This is a genomic window from Nocardioides pyridinolyticus, assembly GCF_054653575.1.
In genome coordinates this window covers 62,632-79,466 of sequence record NZ_BAAIFY010000015.1, presented here as the reverse complement: position 1 = coordinate 79,466, position 16,835 = coordinate 62,632, and the positions used below count along the sequence as shown (strand labels likewise).

Annotated in this window: 15 protein-coding genes and 2 pseudogenes; 6 read left to right on the top strand and 11 right to left on the bottom strand. The window is 72.2% G+C overall.

The genetic code is table 11. From position 1 onward, the window contains the following. The first annotated feature begins 18 nt into the window (after positions 1–18). Positions 19–1,506 (top strand): MFS transporter, encoded by a 1,488-nt coding sequence (locus tag ACYQ0U_RS14220; RefSeq protein ID WP_459973958.1) that lies wholly within the window; start codon positions 19–21, stop codon positions 1,504–1,506. Here ACYQ0U_RS14220 and ACYQ0U_RS14215 read toward each other — a convergent pair. Then, positions 1,493–2,074 carry a hypothetical protein gene (locus tag ACYQ0U_RS14215; RefSeq protein ID WP_459973956.1) on the bottom strand — a complete coding sequence of 194 codons (582 nt, stop codon included), beginning with the start codon at positions 2,072–2,074 and terminating at the stop codon, positions 1,493–1,495. The genes ACYQ0U_RS14220 and ACYQ0U_RS14215 overlap by 14 nt on opposite strands. A 53-nt stretch (positions 2,075–2,127) precedes the next feature. Further along, positions 2,128–2,670, bottom strand: coding sequence for an RNA polymerase sigma factor (locus ACYQ0U_RS14210; protein ID WP_459973954.1), 543 nt, complete (start codon positions 2,668–2,670; stop codon positions 2,128–2,130). A gap of 66 nt (positions 2,671–2,736) precedes the next feature. Here ACYQ0U_RS14210 and ACYQ0U_RS14205 point away from each other — a divergent pair, with 66 nt between their 5' ends. Next, on the top strand, positions 2,737–3,216 hold the full coding sequence (locus ACYQ0U_RS14205; protein WP_459973952.1) for a hypothetical protein: 480 nt from the start codon (positions 2,737–2,739) through the stop codon (positions 3,214–3,216). A 21-nt stretch (positions 3,217–3,237) separates the two neighbouring features. Here the strand turns inward: ACYQ0U_RS14205 and ACYQ0U_RS14200 are convergent, their stop codons facing one another. The 6 genes and pseudogenes from ACYQ0U_RS14200 to ACYQ0U_RS14175 form a co-directional block, all read right to left on the bottom strand. Then, the gene (locus ACYQ0U_RS14200) at positions 3,238–4,434 is read right to left on the bottom strand and encodes an HNH endonuclease (RefSeq protein ID WP_459973950.1); all 1,197 of its coding nucleotides are present in this window, start codon (positions 4,432–4,434) and stop codon (positions 3,238–3,240) included. A gap of 97 nt (positions 4,435–4,531) precedes the next feature. Next, positions 4,532–4,804: pseudogene (locus ACYQ0U_RS14195) on the bottom strand (Mu transposase domain-containing protein); the annotation flags it as partial. Between the two features lie 72 nt (positions 4,805–4,876). Next, a pseudogene (locus ACYQ0U_RS14190) lies at positions 4,877–5,692 on the bottom strand (integrase core domain-containing protein); the annotation flags it as partial. Positions 5,693–5,823: 131 nt separating this feature from the next. Then, positions 5,824–6,753 (bottom strand): hypothetical protein, encoded by a 930-nt coding sequence (locus ACYQ0U_RS14185; RefSeq protein ID WP_459973948.1) that lies wholly within the window; start codon positions 6,751–6,753, stop codon positions 5,824–5,826. Continuing rightward, positions 6,753–7,898, bottom strand: coding sequence for a fatty acid desaturase family protein (locus ACYQ0U_RS14180; RefSeq protein ID WP_459973946.1), 1,146 nt, complete (start codon positions 7,896–7,898; stop codon positions 6,753–6,755). Before ACYQ0U_RS14180 ends, ACYQ0U_RS14185 begins: the two co-directional genes overlap by 1 nt. 108 nt (positions 7,899–8,006) lie before the next feature. Next, entirely contained in the window at positions 8,007–8,438 is a 432-nt protein-coding gene (locus tag ACYQ0U_RS14175; protein WP_459973945.1) for an Hsp20/alpha crystallin family protein, read from the bottom strand. A 97-nt stretch (positions 8,439–8,535) separates the two neighbouring features. On the opposite strand from ACYQ0U_RS14175, the gene ACYQ0U_RS14170 reads away from it, so the two are divergent. From ACYQ0U_RS14170 to ACYQ0U_RS14160, 3 genes are read left to right on the top strand one after another with little or no spacing between them, the layout of a single operon-like run. Beyond that, positions 8,536–8,817 carry a MerR family transcriptional regulator gene (locus ACYQ0U_RS14170; protein WP_459973943.1) on the top strand — a complete coding sequence of 94 codons (282 nt, stop codon included), beginning with the start codon at positions 8,536–8,538 and terminating at the stop codon, positions 8,815–8,817. 9 nt (positions 8,818–8,826) lie between these two features. Continuing rightward, positions 8,827–10,215, top strand: a complete 1,389-nt coding sequence (locus ACYQ0U_RS14165) for a gamma-glutamyltransferase (RefSeq protein WP_459973941.1) — start codon at positions 8,827–8,829, stop codon at positions 10,213–10,215. Positions 10,216–10,234: 19 nt separating this feature from the next. After that, a complete protein-coding gene (locus tag ACYQ0U_RS14160) occupies positions 10,235–11,290 on the top strand; it encodes an aromatic acid exporter family protein (RefSeq protein WP_459973939.1) in 1,056 nt (351 codons plus the stop codon). A 17-nt stretch (positions 11,291–11,307) separates the two neighbouring features. Here the strand turns inward: ACYQ0U_RS14160 and ACYQ0U_RS14155 are convergent, their stop codons facing one another. Continuing rightward, positions 11,308–11,913, bottom strand: a complete 606-nt coding sequence (locus tag ACYQ0U_RS14155; protein WP_459973937.1) for a hypothetical protein — start codon at positions 11,911–11,913, stop codon at positions 11,308–11,310. A 4-nt stretch (positions 11,914–11,917) separates the two neighbouring features. Then, entirely contained in the window at positions 11,918–13,105 is a 1,188-nt protein-coding gene (locus ACYQ0U_RS14150) for a cysteine desulfurase-like protein (protein WP_459973935.1), read from the bottom strand. A 98-nt stretch (positions 13,106–13,203) separates the two neighbouring features. On the opposite strand from ACYQ0U_RS14150, the gene ACYQ0U_RS14145 reads away from it, so the two are divergent. Next, positions 13,204–13,656 carry a hypothetical protein gene (locus tag ACYQ0U_RS14145; protein ID WP_459973933.1) on the top strand — a complete coding sequence of 151 codons (453 nt, stop codon included), beginning with the start codon at positions 13,204–13,206 and terminating at the stop codon, positions 13,654–13,656. Positions 13,657–13,802: 146 nt separating this feature from the next. Here ACYQ0U_RS14145 and ACYQ0U_RS14140 read toward each other — a convergent pair whose 3' ends face one another. After that, complete coding sequence (locus ACYQ0U_RS14140) at positions 13,803–16,709, bottom strand: vitamin B12-dependent ribonucleotide reductase (RefSeq protein ID WP_459973931.1); 2,907 nt, start codon at positions 16,707–16,709, stop codon at positions 13,803–13,805. Between the last annotated feature and the right edge of the window lie 126 nt (positions 16,710–16,835).

Here is a 16,835-nt window from a genome sequence, read left to right as displayed (position 1 = left end):
ACCTGACCAGGCTACGGAATGTACCTGCAGGCGATCGAGTTGTGGCCGTACGTGACCGCTCCCCTCGACCGCCGCACCGACTACCGGATCACGTTCGTCGTGCTGTGCCTCGGGGTGGCGACGTTCGCGCTGCTCCAGTCGATGGTCAACCCGGTGCTCCCCACGATCGCGGCGGCGCTCGACACCGACCAGGCGACGGTCACGTGGGTCCTGACGGCGTACCTCGTCTCGGCCTCGGTCTTCACCCCGATCGTGGGCCGCGTCGGCGACAAGGTCGGCAAGGAGCGGATGCTGGTCGTCGCGCTGGCCGCGCTCGCCGTCGGCTCGCTGCTCGCCGCGGTCGCGACCAGCATCGGCGTGATGATCGCCGCGCGCGTGATCCAGGGCATCGGCGGCGGCGTGCTGCCGCTGACCTTCGGGATCATCCGCGACGAGTTCCCGCGCGAGAAGGTCGCCGGCGCCATCGGTACGGCGGCCGCGCTGCTCGCCGTCGGCGGCGGCGTCGGCCTGGTGATCGCGGGGCCGGTGGTCGACGCGCTCAGCTACCACTGGCTGTTCTGGATCCCGATGGCCATGACCGTGGTGGCCGCCGTCGCGGCCGCGCTCTGGGTACCCGAGTCCCCGGAGCGCGCCCCGGGCCGGATCAACGGCGGCACCGCGCTCCTGCTGTCGGCCTGGCTGGTCGCGCTGCTGCTGGGCGTCAGCCAGGGCCACGTCTGGGGCTGGGACTCCGCGCGCGTCATCGGCCTGTTCGTCGCGGCTGCGGTGCTGCTGCCGACCTGGGTGGTCGCCGAGGCACGCAGCAGCGAGCCGCTGGTCGACATGCGGATGATGCGGATCCCCACCGTGTGGACCGCGAACCTGGTCGCGCTGCTCTTCGGCTTCGGCATGTACTCCTCGTTCGTGTTCCTCCCCCAGTTCCTCCAGACCCCCGAGGCCGCGGGGTACGGCTTCGGCGCCAGCGTCACCGAGTCCGGCCTGCTCCTGCTGCCGCAGACGGCGGCGACGTTCGTGGCCGGTGTGTTCGCCGGAGCCCTCGCCCGCCGCTACGGCTCGAAGGCGATGCTGGTCCTCGGCGCCGCCCTCACCTCCGGTGGCACGCTCGCCCTCACCCTCGCGCGCGACGAGCTCTGGATGTTCGTCGTGGAGACGACCGTTCTCGGCTTCGCCTTCGGCCTCGCCTTCGCCGCGATCTCCAACATCGTCGTCGACGCGGTGCCGCAGTCCCAGACCGGCGTCGCCAGCGGCATGAACGCCAACATCCGTACCGTCGGCGGGGCCATCGGCTCGGCCGTGGTCGCCAGCGTGGTGACCGCCCAGGTCCAGCCGAGCGGCTTCCCGGTGGAGTCCGGCTACACCCACGGCTTCCTGGTCCTCACGCTCACCGGCGCCGCGGCCGCCCTCGTCGCGGTCTTCGTCCCGGTCGCCCGCGCCCGGACCCACCTCGTCCCCGGCCCGCAGGCCGAGGCCGAGGCGGAGTCCGCCGCGCCGGTCAGCCGAGCCTGAGGATCGCCAGGATCCGGTTGAGCAGCACGATCAGCCGGCCCAGCAGCCCGGGCAGCCCGCCGTCCAGCAGGTGCGTGACCGCGCACAGCAGGTTGCCGAGCAGGTTGCCGGCGCCGGGGACCGCGTCGATGTCCAGCACCACCCGGTCCAGGTGCACCCGCAGGCCGAGCAGGTCCAGGTCGAGCGGTGCGAGCACGAGGTGCAGGATGTCGCAGGAGAGGCCACCGGCGGCCTGACGGCCCCGCACCGGCTCCCCGTTGATCGACTTCACCCGCACGGTCTTCATCTGCGCGAACGTCGTGCGCTCGCCGGCCCGCTGGTGCACGACGCCCTGCACGAGCCCGCGCACGAGCACCCGGCCGTTGCGCTCGAGGAACTTCAGCGGCACGAACGAGCCGGTGACGTCGCGCCCGGCGGCGGTCGATCCGACGAGCCGCGACCTCAGGTCGCCAGCCTTGGTGTGTGCCACCGGGGACCGCGTCTGGTCCGACGGCCGGGACGCGTCCGCCGCCTGGGCTCCCACCAGGCAGAGACTCGTCACGACGAGCATTGCGAGAAGCTTCTTCATGTTCCCTCCCGAGAGTTGCTGATGACCTCACATGGCGGCGGGAGGGCGCAGCGTTACATCTCCAGCAGTTCTCGCAGCCGACGCAGCCCGCGGTGGTGAGCGACGCGTACGGCGGTGGGGCTGATCCCCAGAGCGCGGCTGGTCGACGCGACGTCGAGGCCGACCACGTCGAGGCACGCCACGACCTGCGCCTCGCGCTCCGGCAGCGCCGCGACGAGCCTCCGGGCCAGGTCGGCCCCGGCCACGGTGCGCTCCGGGTCGGCGCGATCCACCCAACGCTCGGCCGTCTCCGGCCCGAGCCGCGTCGTCGCATGGGTCCGCCGGGCGCGGTAGTGGCTGCGAGCGACGTTGCGGGCGATGCCGAACAGCCAGCCGGCGAAGTCGCCCCGGTCCCCGCGGAAGTCACCGACCCGGCGCGCCGCGGTCAGCCAGGCCTCCGCGGCGATGTCCTCGGCGTCGGCCGCCGGGTCGGGGTGGGCCCAGTGCCGCAGCCACACGACGAGCCGCTCGGCGTGGTCGGCGTACAGCTCCGCCCACGCCGCCTGCTCGCCTCGTTGCGCGCGCAGGACGAGCTCGTCTCCCTCGCCGTGCATCATCAGCGTCCCTCCCGGACGGACCCCGCAAGCGTGTCCGTACCCGAAAGGCGTGGCAAGGTCGTACCCATGGCCCGGGAACGGTCTCGCCGCCGCCTGCGCGAGCTGCTCCACGCGGACACCTCCCGTCGACGCGTGGATCCCGCCTTCACCGACCGGCTGGCCGCCGAGGCGGGCAGCTCCCCCGCGCCCGTGCGGCGTCCGCGACGGCGGGCCGCGCTCGTCGCCGCGCTGGTCGTGCTCCTGCTGCTGGCCGCCGCCGTCGGCCTCGCGTCCGCGACCGGCGCCTCCTGGACGCCGTGGTCGCCGGATCACCCGGCTCCCACGCCCACGCCCACGCGCACGCCGACCCCGACACCGACCGCGAAACCGAATCCGACGCAGCCCACGGACACGCCGCAGGAGCCGGGGACGCCGGCGAGCCCGACGAACCCGACGTCGTCGACGACGTCGCAGCCCTCCGCGCCGCCGACCTCGACACCGGAGTCCCTGCTGCCGTCGGTCGACGTCTCGCTCGGCGCGACCGTGTCGCTGCCGTCGGCGCCCTGAGCGCTCGCCGGCTGGTCGGGATCAGGCGGCCAGGACGATGTCGAGGCGCGGGAAGACCTTCGGCCGCACCGGTGCCGCCGGTGCCCGGGATCGATGTCGGTGGCCGGTGGGCGTCTCGACCTCGGTCGTATGTCGCTCGGGCCACTGCGAGGTGACCCGGTGGACCCAGCCGGGGTCCTCCTTGGCGTAGTTGCACGCCTCGCAGAGGCCCTGCCCCTGGTCGAGGTCGGTGGCGCCGCCGCGGCGACGCGGGTGGACGTGGTCGGCGTGCCGGACCGGCGCATCGCACCACCGGGTGCGGCAGGTCTCGCCGTCACGCAGGAAGATCAGGCGCCGCAGCGATGGAGGGAACGCCGTCGCCCGACTGTCCATCGCCACGAGACCGCCATCGGTGGGGTTCGCGAACACCCGGCGGACGAAGACCTCGGCCGCCGGGTCGTCCAGGAGCCGCTCGACCTCGCGGCGCGCCACCGGTCCGTAGCCGGCGAGGTGCGCCGGCGTGGTGACATCGCAGCCGAGCAGGATCTCGGCGCTCATGACGACCTGGATCTCGGTGCGCCGGGAGCCCACGACCGCCGGCTGGTTCAGCCGGTCGACGAGCTCGTCAGCCATCAGCTGCGCATGGGTGCGCGGATCACCGGACGCTCGCAGCACCGTCGCGCGCTCGTCGAGCGAGCGGACGGCCAGCACGGCGTCGGACGCGGAGAGCTCGGCGGTCACCCGCGCCATGCCGTCGGACAGCCGGCGCAACGTCACGCGCCGGCGGGCGCGGGCGCGGCGCCCCCGCGCCTCGGCCACCTCGGGGTCGACCTCGAACACGCGCCGCCGGACGGCGACCAGGACCTCGCGGTCGCCGAGGCCGGCCAGCGGCCCGAGCGTCGCGTCGACGAGCTCCCGGTCCTCGCGCAGCAGATGCGCCGACTCGCGGGCGATGATCAACGCGCGCCGCTCGCTGATCTCGCCGCGATCGAGCGCGGCGAGCGTCTCGGGCAGGTCGTGGACGAGGGCCAGGGCGAGCGCGAGATGCTCCCGTCCGGCGTACGGCGACTCCTGCCGCGCCAGCGCCACCTCGTGCGCCACGGCCCGGCCTCCCGAACGACGCTCGTGGAGCTCGGCGGCCAGCCGCGCCTGCTCGGCAGCGGCCGCGGACTTGAGACGTTCGAGCTCGGTCAGGCGGTCGACGATCTGAGCGTCGGCAGCCTCGCGGAGTTCGAACATATGTTCGATTATACGCTGCTTCGACCGCCTTGGGAAGTGTGATGTCTCGGGACATGGGTGACAGTTCTGTGTCAGGACATCGGTGACAGTTGGTGTCTCAAGACATCGGTGACGCTGAGAGGTTCTTGGGGCGTGGTCCGGGCCGTCGGCCGTTGCCGACGTAGGTGATGCCGGACGCCGGTCGAGTGTGCTCGGCAAGCACCTCGCCGTTGAGGTCGGTGATGGTGAGCTTGTCGCCGTCGGCGATGACGAGGACCTGTTTGAACCGGTGCTCGACGTCGATCTTGTAGAAGACCTTGTCGACATGGACGGCGCCGACGCTGCTGACCTTCCGCACGCGGGTGTCGGGTGGCAGGTCTGCCGGTGGTGGCGGCTGCGGGGGCAGGTATCGGGTTGGCATTGGCCGGTCGAACCATGGCCGCTGCTCGGCCTTCGGTCGCGGTGGTTCGGCCTTCGCAGTCGCTTCCCAGGCCGTCAGCGGGGTGACCCGGCCCGGCAGTCCCTGGTGGGGACGTTGGGTGTTGTAGATGTGGTCGAACGCGTCGACCTGGGCCCGCAACTCGGGGATCGACTCGGCGAGTGGCTGCTTGTCGAGGCACCGGAACAGTGTCTGGTGGAAGCGTTCGTTCTTGCCCTGGGTGGTCGGCTTGTAGGGCTTGCCGGTGATCGCCTCGACCCCGAGCCGCGACACGTGGTCGACGAGCTGGCCGAGCAGGCCACGCCGCGACGGGTTCAGCTGGTCGTCGATGAGCTGGAAGATGACGCACTTGCGGCCACCGGTCAGCACGTACTCGGCGGCGTCGAGCTGCCAGCAGGCATTCGGCGCCGGATAGACGAAGCGTCGCCATGCCGAACGCGGCCGCTTCCTCGGCTCCAGTCGCGCGACCCCTGCCTCGCGGAAGATCCGAGCCAGCGACGCGACCGAGGGCACTACGTCCAGGCCCATCGCCTTCATCTTGTCGTGCACGCTGATCGGGCCGTGGCCCAGCCCGGAGGCCTCCAGGGCCGCACGTACCTGGATCGCTTGTGCCTTGACCTCATCGCTCAGCTTCGTCGGGCTCGACGCCGGACGTCTGGATCGGGGCTCGAGCACCGCCGCCGGCCCCTCGAGCATCGTGCGCTTGCGCAGCTCGTAGAACGACTTGCGCGAAATGCCGTGCTCGGCACAGAACGTCGAGACGGAGCCCCGTGGAGCATCCTCGGGCCACTGCGAGATCGCGAGACCGACACGGGGATCAATGGGTTCGTCGGCAGCCACCGCCGCAGACTCGCGGTCGAAGTGTCACCACCAAGAGCACCAGAAGTATCACCGATGTCCTGATGCAGAACTGTCACCGATGTCCTGCGACATGGCAACCGCCTTGGGAAGGGGAACGAGCCGCCTCCCCGTCAGTAGGACACGTCGACGCCCGGGAAGACCACGTCGCGGGCGCCGCTGACCTCGGCCACCTGCTCGCACGTCCCCGAGGCGAGGTCACAGGAGAGCAGGTAGCCCGGCGTAATGTCGGGCCGGCCCGGGTTGTAGCCGAGCTCGCGCGCGTCCTGGCCGACGGCCAGCATCTGGTGCGGCCCGAGCCAGCCGCCCTGGCGCACCCAGCGGTGCCCGAAGTCGGGCTGCTCGGGGCGCACCCGCATCCGGTAGGCCGCCCGCGCGTCGACGCGGTACTCGCCGTCGGGGGACCAGAACCGGTAGCCGCTGGTCGGCCGGAGCCGCGGCATCCGCTCCGACAGAGTGCTCTCCCCGGACGCCAGGTCGGTGGTGACATAGGAGCCCGCGCCCTCGGAGTTCACCCACACCAGCCGGTCGGCGGTGAGGTCGACGACGCGCGGCGGCAGCTCCTCGTAGCGGTCGCCGAGGTCGTCGCCCTCCTCGCCGCCCATCCCGTCCGCGGTGCTGAAGACGGTCTCGCCGGTCTCGGTCCGCACCACGACGACCTGCGCGACCTGCCCCGCCGGGCGCTCCGGGCCGGTCCGGTCGATCCAGGCGGCGAGCTCGCCGTCGGGCGAGGTGACGAGGTCGCCGTCCACCTCGTCGATCGGCGTCCTGGTCTCGCCGTCGAAGAACACGGTCCGGAACGGGCCGTTGGCCGGGTGCGCGGTCGTGCGGAGGTAGAGCCCGTACGGCGTCCGGTCCATCTCCTGCACGACCTGCTTGCCGAGGTCGTACGTCGCGTCGCCGACGTGCACGGTGGACCACTCGGCCCACACGAGCGCGTCGGCCCCGATCACCACCGGGCGCGGCTCGGGCGGTGACGCGTCCTCGCCACACCCCGCGGTGAGACCGGCGACCAGGACCAGCCCGAGGAGGGTCCGCCGCATCAGCGCGCCGGCTGGAGCGCCTGGCGCGCGAGGACCTTGAGCTGGGGCACGAGGTTGCGGCGGTTCGTCTCGGCCAGCCAGCCGTTCGGCAGCGAGAGCCGGACGACCTTGTGCCACGCGCTGCCGACCTGCCGGACCATCGACCGCGCGTTGTAGGGCAGCTCGAAGCGGTTGAACACCTCACGCACGCGCGGGGCGATCTCGGCGTACCGGTTGCTGGGGAGGTCCGGGAAGATGTGGTGCTCGATCTGGTGGGACAGGTTGCCGGTCATCAGGTGCAGGGCCTTGGAGCCGGAGATGTTGGCCGACCCGAGCATCTGCCGCAGGTACCAGCTGCCGCGGCTCTCGTTCTCGTCGAGCTGGTCCTGCTCGAACGTCGCGACGCCCTCCGGGAAGTGGCCGCACATGATCACCGAGTGCGACCACAGGTTCCGCGCGAGGTTGGCGGTCGCGTTCGCCGCGAGCGTGGACTTCCACGACCGGCCGGACAGCATCGGGTAGACGACGAAGTCCTTGCCGAGCTGGCGCTGCGCCTTGGCGAGCGCCACCTTCACCTCGGCGCGCTTCTCGGGCGACATGTCCCGCTTGTCGCGGATGTGGTCGCCGAGGTCGAGGTCGAACATCGCGATGCCGTACTCGAAGATGCACGCGGTCACGAAGTTCCACGCCGGCTGGACGAGGTAGCGCGGCTTCCACTCCTGCGCCTCGTCGACGCGCATGATGCCGTAGCCGAGGTCGTTGTCCTTGCCGAGGATGTTCGTGAAGCGGTGGTGGGTGTCGTTGTGCGCCTTCTTCCACTGCGCCGCCGGGGTCACGTGGTCCCACTCCCAGGTGCTCGAGTGGATCTTCGGGTCGCGCATCCAATCCCACTGCCCGTGCAGGACGTTGTGGCCGATCTCCATGTTGTCGAGGATCTTCGCGACGGCCAGCCCCGCGGTCCCCAGCAGCCACGCACCGCGGTGGGCGCTGCGCAGCAGCACCGCCCGGCTGCCGAGCTCGATCAGCCGTTGCGCCCTCACCAGGCGCCGGATGTACGCCGCGTCGCGCTCGCCGCGTGAGTCGAGCACGTCCTGGCGGATCGCGTCGAGCTCCATGCCCAGGAGGTGCACGTCCTCGGCGGAGAGGCGCGCGATGGTGGTCGTCATTCGTCAAGCCTGCCCCATGGAGGGGAATCGACGCATCTCGGCAACGCAGAAACCGGCCCCGCCGGGGCTGCGTGAGCGTGGCGGGGCCGGCCTCGGGTGGACGTCGGGTCAGGCCTCGATGGCGGTGCGCTCGGAGTCGGTGGAGCCGGCGCCGATCTCGATCTTGCGCGGCTTCGCCCGCTCGGCGACCGGGACGACGAGGCGCAGCACGCCGTCGGCGTACGCCGCCTCGATGCGGTCGAGGTCGAGGTTGTCGCCCAGCACGAGCTGGCGGCTGAACTGGCCCTTGGGCCGCTCGGAGGCCAACGCCTCCCAGTCGCCGTTGCGGGCGACGCGCTCGGCGCGGACGGTCAGCACGTTGCGCTCGACGTCGAGGTCGATGCTCTCCTTCGCCACGCCCGGCAGGTCGAACTCGATCACGAACCGGTCACCCTCGCGCCACGCGTCCATCGGCATCACCGCGGGACGGTTGGTGGTGCCGAGCAGCTGCTGGGTCAGCCGGTCGAAGTCACGGAACGGGTCGGTGGTGCGCAGCAACATCGCATGTCCTCCTGGTTCTCTGTCGATGGACCAAGTCCATACCTGTACTTGTCGTTACAGGTTTTATATAGCGCTTCCATCAGGCAGAATCAAGCCCGTGCCGCAGAACAGCCAGGGCGTCTTCGCGATCTCCGTCGCCGCCGAGATGGTGTCGATGGAGATCCAGAACCTCCGCGTCTACGAGCGCCGCGGGCTGCTCGAGCCCGACCGCACCGCCGGCGGCACCCGCCTCTACAGCGCCGACGACATCGACCGGCTGCACCGCATCCGCGACCTGCTCGCCGAGGGCCTCAACCTCGCCGGCATCGCGCACGTCCTCACGCTCGAGGAGCGCCTCCGCGCCCTGGAGGCGGAGAACGCGCGATTGCGCGGCAGGTAACGTGCCAGCGTGCCCGACGTCGCCATCGCCGCGCCCAACGAGGCCGCCGCCGACGCCGGGGAGGCCGTGGCTCGTGCCGGCGGCAACGCCATCGACGCAGCCCTCGCGGCCGCGCTGGTCACGATGGTCAACGAGGTCGGCCTGGTGTCGCTCAGCTCGGGCGGGTTCGTCACCGTGCAGCCGGCCGGCGGCGCGACGCCGTACACCGTCGACGGGTGGATGGACATGCCCGGCCGCGGCCGTCAGCTCGGCGGCGGCACCTGGGACATCCACACCGAGTACGGCGGTGGCGTGGACATCACCATCGGGCCCGGCTCGGTCGCGACACACGGGTCGGTGGCCGCGCTGGAGGACGCCCACCGGCGCGACGGGCGGCTGCCGTGGCGCGAGGTGGTGGCGCCCGCGATCGACGTGGCGCGCGGCGGCTTCCGGCTCGGCGCGGCGTCGCGCTACTACCTGGAGTACGTCCACGAGTCGATCTTCGGCTGGGACGACGCCAGCCGGGCGGCCGTGCACGACGACCACGGCGAGCTCGTCACCGACCGGGTGCGGCTGCCCGACCTCGCCCGCTCGCTCGAGCTGATCGCCGCCGAGGGGTCGGCCACGCTGCACACCGGCGAGCTGGCCGCGCTGATCACCGCCGACGTGCTGGACCGCGGCGGGGTGCTCGGGCCCGAGGACCTGGCGGCGTACGAGCCGGTCGTGCGCGCATCCCTCGCCACCAGCACCGGCGGCTGGACGCTCGCCACCACGCCGCCGCCCTCGGTCGGCGGCCTCAGCGTCATCGCCATGCTCCGTCTCCTCGATGCGTGGGACCCCGGCGACACCGATCGGATGATCGGGGTCCAGCGCGAGGTGCTCGGCCAGGGCCCCGCGTCGCTGCTCGAGTCGGGCTCCACCGCGCACTGCTCGGCCACCGACACCGACGGCCGCGCCTGCGCGGTCACGGTCTCGTCGGGCTACTTCTCCGGGATGATCGCGCGGGGCACCGGCATCTGGCTGAACAACACCCTCGGCGAGCAGGAGCTCAACCCCGGCGGCCTGCACGCGCTCGCTCCCGGCTCCCGCCTGCTGTCGAACATGGCGCCGACCGTCGGCCGCCACCCCGACGGCTCGGTGCTGGCGCTCGGCTCCCCCGGTGCCGGCCGGATCGCCACCGCGATCGCCCAGGTGCTCGCCCGGTTCGTCGGCGGCCTCGGCCTCCAGGAGGCCATCCACCACCCGCGCGTGCACGTCCACGACGCCGGGCGGTCCACCGAGGTCGTCAAGCGCGAGACCGAGGAGGGCCTGACCATGTACTACGGCGGCGTCGCCGCCACCCTGCTGCGCCCCGACGGGCGCCTGGTCGCCGCCGCCGACCCGCGGCGGGAGGGCGCGGTCCGGATCGTCCGGTCATGAGGACGGGTACCAGGCCCGCGTGAGCACCAGCACCGCCGTCCAGCGCGTCCGGAGCCGGGCGCGCACCCACCCGCAGCTGTTCCTGGCCGTGAAGGCCGCGATCGCCGCGATGCTCGCGTGGCTGGTGGTGCAGCCGCTCGGCGGGTTCGCGACGGAGTACGCCTACTACGCCCCACTGGGCGCCCTGTCGGTCGTCTCCACCGCGGTCGTACGGTCGGCGCGGAGCGCGGTCGAGGTCGTGGTGGCCATCCTGCTCGGTGCCGCGATCGCCCTCGCCGCCCAGTCGCTCCCGCTGCCCGAGCCCATCCCCCTGGGCCTGGCCGTGGTCGCCGGCGCCGTCGTCGGCGCGACCGGCCTGGCCGGCGGGATGGGCAGCTGGGTGCCGCTCGCCGCGATGTTCGTGCTCATCGCCGGCAAGGGCAACCCGGTCGAGTACACCGCGGCGTACGGCGGCCTCACCGCCGTCGGCGCCGTGGTCGGCGTCGGCGTCTACCTCGCCTTCCCCCAGCTGCCGCTCACCCCTGCCGCGCTCGCCCAGGACCGCCTGCGCGCCCAGCTCGCCGACCAGCTCGACGAGCTCGCCGCCGCGCTGGACCAGGAGATCCTCGCCGAGAAGGACTGGAACTCACTGCGCGCCTCGCTCGGCCGCACCGCCCGCGACGCCGACGTCCTCATGGACGAGGCCCGCGAGGCCCGCCGCGCGAACTGGAAGGCTGGCCGGTGGGCGGAGACCACCGAACGCCACGACGCCCGCGCCCAGGCCCTCCAGCGGCTCACCGGATGCGTCGACGAGGTCATCGCCCTCGTCTCCGACCAGCGCGCCGAGATCCGCAACGACGACCCCGCCGCCGCCGAGCTCCGCGCCACCACCGCCGAGGCGTTCCGCTGCGTCGCCGCGCTCCTGCGTGACTCGGGCGACCTCGACGACGCCCGGTCCGCCGTCTCCGACCTGGGATCGCGCGTCGCGTCGGCGCAGGTGTCGACCGGGAGCCACCACTTCGCGGCCGCCGCGATCGTGCTGAACCTCGAGCAGGCCGTGGAGGCGTGGACGCCACCCGATCGTGCAGCTCGCTGACCAGGCCCGCGACGCCGTCAGCCGGCGGGGAACCGGGCCGAGCCGGCCACGATCGCGAGGGCGACGAGCAGCCCGATCCCTGCGGCGAGCAGCAGCGCCTGCCCGATGTGGCGAGCCTGTCGCGGGAGCAGCAGCACGGCGCCGGCCACCGCGACGAGGAACGGCAGCACGAGGATCCACACGACCGGGTCCGCGACGTAGGCGATGCCGCCGAGCACGAGCCCCGCGACCACCGCGCGCCGTACGGCGACCGGCCGGCCACCGCGGGCCAGCCCGACCACGACGACCTGCCCCTGGTCGGCCAGCTGGTCCGGCGCCAGCACGCGCAGCAGCAGGGTCGCGCTCGCGCGGTCCGTCACGACGACGACGTCGCGGAACCGGTCGCGCAATGCATGGCGCCGTACCAGCTCGTCCAGCCGGTGCCCGCGGTCGACGTGCGGGTGGCTCACCGGCGCGAGCAGCGCGTCGACGTGCGGCTCCGCCGCCAGCGCGCGCACCACGCGGGCGGCCTCGGGGGTGGGCGCGGTGAGGACGACGGGGTCGCGACCCAGGCCGCGGAGGCGGGCCAGGCCGGCGTCGTCGAGCGGGGCGCTGACGACGAAGATGCGCTGGCGGTCGGGCATCGACTCAGCGCAGGCCGTCGAGGAGCCGGTCGACGTCGTCGTCGTTGGAGTACGCGGCCAGGCCGGCCCGGACGGCGCCGGCGTCGCCGAGGCCCAGCCAGCGGGACGCCTCGATCGCGTAGAAGTTGCTCGCCGGCGCGTTGACGCCGAGCGACGCGAGGTGCGCATGGACCTCACACGGCTCCCTGCCCTCCACGGTGAAGAACACGGTCGGCGTACGACGGGCCGGGGCGCCGTACGTCCGCACGCCGGGGATCTCGGCGAGGCCGTCGAGCAGCCGGTGGAGCAGCCGCGCCTCGTGCTGCTCGACCGCCCGCATCGACTCCTGGACCCGCGTCCGCCGGTCGCCGGCGTCCGAGGCCAGGCCGGCGAGGTGGTCGACGGCCGCGGTCGTGCCGGCCAGCAGCTCGTAGGGCAGCGTGCCCAGCTCGAACCGCTCCGGGACGGCCTCGCTCGACGGCACCAGCTTGTCCGGGTGCAGCCGCTCCCACAGCTCCGGCGCCGCGACGACCAGCCCGTGGTGCGGACCGTGGAACTTGTACGGCGAGCAGGCGAAGAAGTCGGCGCCCAGGGCGCTCACGTCCACCGGCACGTGCGCCGCGAGGTGCACGCCGTCGACGTAGAGAAGCGCTCCTGCCTCGTGCACGGCCGCCGCGATCGCCGGGATGTCCGGCCGGGTGCCGAGGACGTTGGAGGCGGCGGTGACGGCGACCAGCCGGGTGCGCTCGGAGAGCTCCGCGCGGACGTCGGCGACGTCGAGCTCGCCGGTCTCCGGATCGAAGCCGACCCACCGGACCGTCGCTCCGGCCCGCTCGGCGGCCTGGACCCACGGGCGGATGTTCGCGTCGTGGTCGAGCCGGGTCACCACGACCTCGTCGCCCGGCTTCCAGTCCTGGGCGAGCGTCCGCGCGACGTCGTACGTCGCCTGCGTCATCGACCGGGCGAAGACCACCCCGTCCGCCGCGCAGCCGAGGAGGTCCGCCACCGCGCGCCGCGCGCCGAGCACGACCTCGTCCGCCCGCCGCTCGGCGACGGTGACCGATCCGCGGTTGGAGATACCGGCCGTCATCGCGTCCGCGACCGCGGCCGCGACCTGGCGCGGCACCTGCGTGCCGCCGGGGTTGTCGAAGTGCGCGACGCCCTGGGACAGGGCCGGGAAGTCGGCGCGGACGCGGTCGACGTCGTAGGTCATGGGGCCATCATTGCGGCACCGCCACGCTGGTCCTCTTCGCCACTGTCAACCGGGCCGGCACCGCCACCACCCCTGCCGGGTGGACCCTGCGCGGCACGGTGTCCGACGGCACCGACGTGCGGTCCTGGGTATTCACGAAGACGGCCACGCCCGCGGACCCCGGCGCGACGGTCCGCGTCCGGCTCGACGCATCGTCGAAGACCGCCCTGGCGCTGCTGGCGTACGCCGGCGCAGGGGCTCCCACCGCGGTCGCCTCCGCGTCCGAGACCGGGTCCGGCGCCAGCCACCTGGCACCCGCCACGACCGTCGCCGCCGAGAGCTCCACTGTCGTGCGGTACTGGGTCGACAAGTCCTCCACGCCGCACGGGTGGACGCTGCCGGCCGGGATCACCGGTCGGGCGGCGACGACCGGCAGCGGCGGCGGCCTGCTCACCGCGGCGGCCGGCGACACCGGCGGCGCCGGCCCCGGCACCATCCCCGCGCTCGCCGCCACCGCGGGACTTCCGTCGAGCAAGGCGGTCGCCTGGACGCTGGTGCTGCCGCCGGCATGAGCCGGCGACCCCTGACGCCCAAACCCCACCGGCGGCTGCAAGCGCAAGAACAGGGCCCGGCCGCATGGGCCGGGCCCTGTAACTCAACCTCGTTGAGCGCTCCCGTTAGGCGTTGAGTTCTCGGTTGACGAGAACGCTTCGGGGAATCAGCTGCAGCCGCTGGTGCTGCCGCAGCCCTCGCAGACGTAGCAGGAGCCGGCGGGGCGCATCTTGGTGCCGCAGGTGAAGCAGAGCGGGCTGTCGACCGCGTGGCCGGTGATCTGCTCGAGGAGCTCGGCCGAGGTGTGGGCGGTCTTGGAGGGCTGGGCGGGAACCTCGCGGGCCTCGGCGCCGTGGGTGTCCTTGGTCTCGACCTCAGGGGCCGGGGCGGCGTCCACGAACTCGATGACCGGCGCCTCGATGAGCTCGGCGGCGGAGCCGGTCTCCTCCACGGGCTCGTACGAGCCGGTCTCGAGGTAGCGCTGGCGCTCCTCGGCGGAGTAGATGCCCAGGGCGGAGCGCTTGTCGAAGTCGAGGTAGTCCAGCGCCAGGCGGCGGAAGATGTAGTCCATGATCGACTGCGACATCCGGACGTCCGGGTCGTCGGTGAGGCCGGCCGGCTCGAAGCGCAGGTTGGTGAACTTCGAGACGTAGGTCTCCAGCGGCACACCGTACTGGAGGCCGATGCTGACCGCGATCGAGAACGCGTCCATCACGCCGGCCAGGGTCGAGCCCTGCTTGCCCAGCTTGAGGAAGACCTCGCCGAGCTCGCCGTCGTCGTGCGCACCCGAGGTCATGTAGCCCTCGGCGCCACCCACCGTGAAGGAGGTGGTGCGCGAGGTCCGCGACTTCGGGAGACGCTTGCGGGTCGGGGCGTAGACGATCTTCTCGACCACCTTGGTCGGCTCGTCGGCCGCGGCCGCCGCGTCGGCGGCGTCCTGGGCGTCCTTCTTGGCCTTGCCGCCACCGTCGGCGAGCGGCTGGCCCACCTTGCAGTTGTCGCGGTAGATCGCGGTGGCCTTGAGGCCGAGCTTCCACGACTGGAGGTAGACCTCCTCGATCTCCTCGACGGTCGCCGTCTCCGGCAGGTTGACCGTCTTGGAGATCGCGCCCGACAGGAACGGCTGCGCCGCCGCCATCATCCGCACGTGGCCCATCGGCTTGAGCGCGCGGGCGCCCATCGCGGTGTCGAAGACCTCGTAGTGCTCGGTCTTCAGGCCCGGCGCGTCGACGACGTGGCCGTGCTCGGCGATGTAGTCGACGATCGCCTCGATCTTCTCCTCGTCGTAGCCCAGCTTCTTCAGGGCCCGCGGGATGGTCTGGTTGACGATCTGCATCGAGCCGCCGCCGACCAGCTTCTTGAACTTGACCAGCGAGAAGTCCGGCTCGATGCCGGTCGTGTCGCAGTCCATCATGAAGCCGATGGTGCCGGTCGGCGCGAGCACCGAGGCCTGGGCGTTGCGGAAGCCGTTCTGCTCGCCGAGCGCGACCACGTCGGCCCACGCCTGGGTGGCCAGCTTGTGGACCTGGCTGTCGGCGATCGAGAGGGTGCGGACGGTGTCGTTCGCGGCCTGGTGCTTGCGCATGACGCGCTTGTGCGCCTCGGCGTTGCGGGCGTAGCCGGCGTAGGGCCCGACGACGCCGGCCAGCTCGGCCGAGCGCTTGTACGACGTACCGGTCATCAGCGAGGTGATGGTGGCCGCCATCGCGCGACCGCCGTCGCTGTCGTAGCCGAGGCCCATCGCCATCAGCAGCGCGCCGAGGTTGGCGTAGCCGATGCCGAGCTGGCGGTAGTCGACGGTGGTCTTGCCGATCGCCTCGGTCGGGAAGTCCGCGAAGCAGATCGAGATGTCCATCGCGGTGATGATCAGCTCGACGGCCTGGGCGAACAGCTCGGCGTCGAAGGTGTCGTCGTCCTTGAGGAACTTGAGCAGGTTCAGCGACGCCAGGTTGCACGAGGAGTTGTCGAGCGACATGTACTCCGAGCACGGGTTGGACGCGGTGATCCGCCCGGTCTCGGGGTTGGTGTGCCAGTCGTTGATCGTGTCGTCGTACTGGAGGCCCGGGTCGGCGCACTCCCACGCGGCGGTGGCGATCTTGCGGAACAGGTCGCGGGCGTCGACGCGCTCGATGACCTCGCCGGTCTTGCGGGCGCGCAGACCGAAGTCGGTGCCGTCCTCGACGGCGCGCATGAACTCGTCGCTGACGCGGACCGAGTTGTTGGCGTTCTGGTACTGGACCGAGGTGATGTCCGCCCCGCCGAGGTCCATGTCGAAGCCCGCGTCGCGCAGCGCGCGGATCTTGTCCTCCTCGCGCGCCTTGGTCGCCACGAACTCCTCGATGTCGGGGTGGTCGACGTCGAGCACGACCATCTTCGCGGCGCGGCGGGTGGCGCCACCGGACTTGATGGTGCCGGCCGAGGCGTCGGCGCCGCGCATGAAGGAGACCGGGCCGCTGGCGGTGCCGCCCGAGGAGAGCAGCTCCTTGGAGGAGCGGATGCGGGAGAGGTTCAGGCCGGCGCCGGAGCCGCCCTTGAAGATGAAGCCCTCCTCCTTGTACCAGTTCAGGATCGAGTCCATCGAGTCGTCGACGGAGAGGATGAAGCAGGCCGAGACCTGCTGCGGCGACGGGGTGCCGACGTTGAACCAGACCGGGGAGTTGAAGGAGAAGTACTGGTGCGCGAGCAGCCAGGTGAGCTCGTGCTCGAAGGTCTCCGCGTCGGCCGGGGTCGCGAAGTAGCCGTGCTCGACGCCCGCCTTGGTGTAGGTCTTCACGACCCGGTCGATGATCTGCTTGAGGCTCCACTCGCGCTGGTCGCTGCCGACCGCGCCGCGGAAGTACTTCGTGGTGACGATGGTCGAGGCGTTGACCGACCAGAAGTCGGGGTACTCCACGCCGCGCTGCTCGAAGACCGTCTCACCGGTCTTCCAGTTGGTCTGCACGACGTCGCGGCGCTCCCACGTGATCTCGTCGTACGGGTGCACCCCCTCGGTGCTGAAGACCCGCTGGATCTTCAGCCCGGCGCCCGTCCGCTTGGTCTGAGCCGTGGCCTTGCCGCTCACCGTCTCGGTCATCCCTCTGTGTCCCGTCTCTCGAGGTTGGTGTTGCTCGATCAAAGCTGTTGCCACCGACAGTGGCCTCGTACGTGGGGGAAGAGGTGGTGCGCCCGGCGCGTGCAGCTTCCCCACTACACACGCCGG